The 2,260-nt window shown below is 69.1% G+C and carries 1 protein-coding gene; it reads left to right on the top strand.

The window, feature by feature from the left end; all coding sequences use genetic code 11:
• Positions 1-459: 459 nt before the first annotated feature.
• A partial coding sequence (locus tag AC5RVV_RS17275; protein WP_494002594.1) for a multicopper oxidase domain-containing protein occupies positions 460-2,260 on the top strand: 1,801 nt, incomplete at its 3' end.

The following is a 2,260-nucleotide window of genomic DNA, read 5'->3' as shown; positions in this document are numbered from 1 at the left end:
ACCAGGTTCTGCAGGCCATGCCGTCACTTCCCCGACCTCGTGAAGGATCCCCCGCTGATGGCGCCGGCCCGGGTTGCCCGGCTGGCCGCCGCCGTCACTGCGCTGCATCACCTCCGGCCCGGATTACGGTCCGGTGCTGCCGGATTCATTATCCCGCAGCTCGGTACCGCTGTCCCTGCCCGCCCGGCCCGGGTCAGCACCGCGGATATCTCCTGCGGCTGCCTGCTCCCCAGTACGGGGACGTGGGGATTGCAGCCGCCGGGGTGGGTGCCGGGCCTGCTGCCGGACCTGGGTGTGTTTTTCCAGGGGTACGGGGATAAAATTAAATGTTCGACGCTAAGCAGAAGGAATCACGGCCGGGTTGTCCTGGTTGGGGTGGCGTCGTCCCGTTCATCCGGTGAATCGGCGTGTGTGCCGTTCCGGGTGCGGAAGTTTTTCTCGCAGTGCGGGGTGGGCCACGTGGCCAGCAGCGGTATCGGCCGCCGGAGTTTTTTGGGTTTCGGGGCGGCAGGTCAGCGCGCGGCCGCGGTGCCTTCCGCGCCGGGTGTGCTCGATGTCTATATCAATGAGGGTTTCCTGCCGATGGTGGACGGGTCCCTGGTCTATCACCGCGGTTTCGGTGACCGTCCGGCGGCGGCCAATGACCCGGAGGCGGCGCTGCGGCTGGCCCCGCATGTCTTCACCGCAACCGGCCAGGTCGTGGCCAGCCGGCATTATCCGCTGGAGGCGGCTTTGCCGCCGCACGGGCGGCCCCTGCCTTTGGGTCCGGATCCGGAGAGCGCGCACCATTACCTGGTCCGGCGGGCGTACTGGGCCAGTTTCTTCCCGCCCCGGACCCTGATTGCCGAGACCGGCTCCACTATCCGGCTGCGGGTGCACAACACCCTGGCCCAGCCGCACCAGCTGGTCTTCCATGATGTGGGTCCCGGCGGCAATGAGCTGGAGCCGCGCGGTGTGGACGTGGGCACCGGGCCGATTGCCCCGGGGGCGGTCGGGGAGGTGGTGCTGGACGCCCCGGAGCCGGGCACCTACATTTTTTCGGATCCGGGCAACGGGCCGGTCGAGCGGGTGCTGGGGCTGCACGGTGCGCTGGTGGTGATCGATCCGGCCGATGCGTGGCGGCTGGCCCCGGGCCGGCTGGAGTTCGAGCGGCAGTGGCTGTGGATCTGCCACGATATCGTGCCCGAGTGGGCCGCGGTCGCGTCCCGGGGCGGCACGGTGGACCCGGACGCCCAACCGGCCTATGTCCGCTACTTCACCCTGAACAACTACGCGGGTTTCCAGTCCCTGGCGGTGAGCACCGACAAGGAGCTGAACGAGCGCCGGCACGAGGACACCCTCCCGTCCGGCTTCCCCCGGCAGGGTGATGTCCGGGACCTGAGCGCCTCCCGGTTCCCGGGCACGGTGCGTACCGGGCAGATGATCCGGATGGTCAATACCGGGATCGTGGACCACCAGCTGCACTTCCACGGCAACCATGTCTGGGTGGTGCGGGCCAACGGGTTCGACTTCCCGCGCGGGCCCGGATTCGTCCATCCCGCCGGCCGGCCGGTGCTGCAGCGGTGGGAGGATACGGTCTTTGTCAATCCGATGGAGCGCAAGGAGGCCCTGCTGCCGTGCCGGCGTCCGCCGGAAGTGACCGATGCGGTCTGGGAGGCGCGGACGAAGGACTGGAAGTACCCGATGCACTGCCACGCCGAGCCGTCCCAGACGGCCGCCGGGGGCCTGTATCCGGGCGGGCTGGTCGCGGACTGGGTCCTGGCCGCGCACCCGGAGCCGGAGGAACACGGGCTCTATCCCAGCCAGGTGGACTTCGCCGCCAACCAGCCGCACGAGGGCAGCCCGGAAACGGAGTTTCCGCAGCGGCCGGATGTGTCCCTGGAGTTTGATTTCTTCAACCGGAAGCTGGAATTTCCGGACGGCTCCGAACACGAGGTGTGGAGCTTCGAGGCCGCCGACGCCGGCCGGGCGCTGCCCGGAACCCTGATGCGGGCCACCGAGGGCCAGATCGTCCACGGAACGATCAAGCCCAGCAAGAACGTGCATACCATCCACTGGCACGGGATCGAACCGGACCCGCGCAATGACGGGGTCGGCCACACCTCCTTCGAGGTGACCGGCCATTACACCTACCAGTGGCGGCCCGAGCCGGGTGTCGCGGGCACACCCCCAGCCCAGGAGCCACCCGTGCCGAGCCCCCTCGACGAAGCCGCGGTAGCCGCCGCCGTCGAGCAGGCGGTGATGGCTTTCAAGGCTGCCT

The organism is Arthrobacter sp. MDT2-34-1 (genome assembly GCF_059091365.1).
This window is presented reverse-complemented; position numbering and strand designations above follow the sequence as displayed.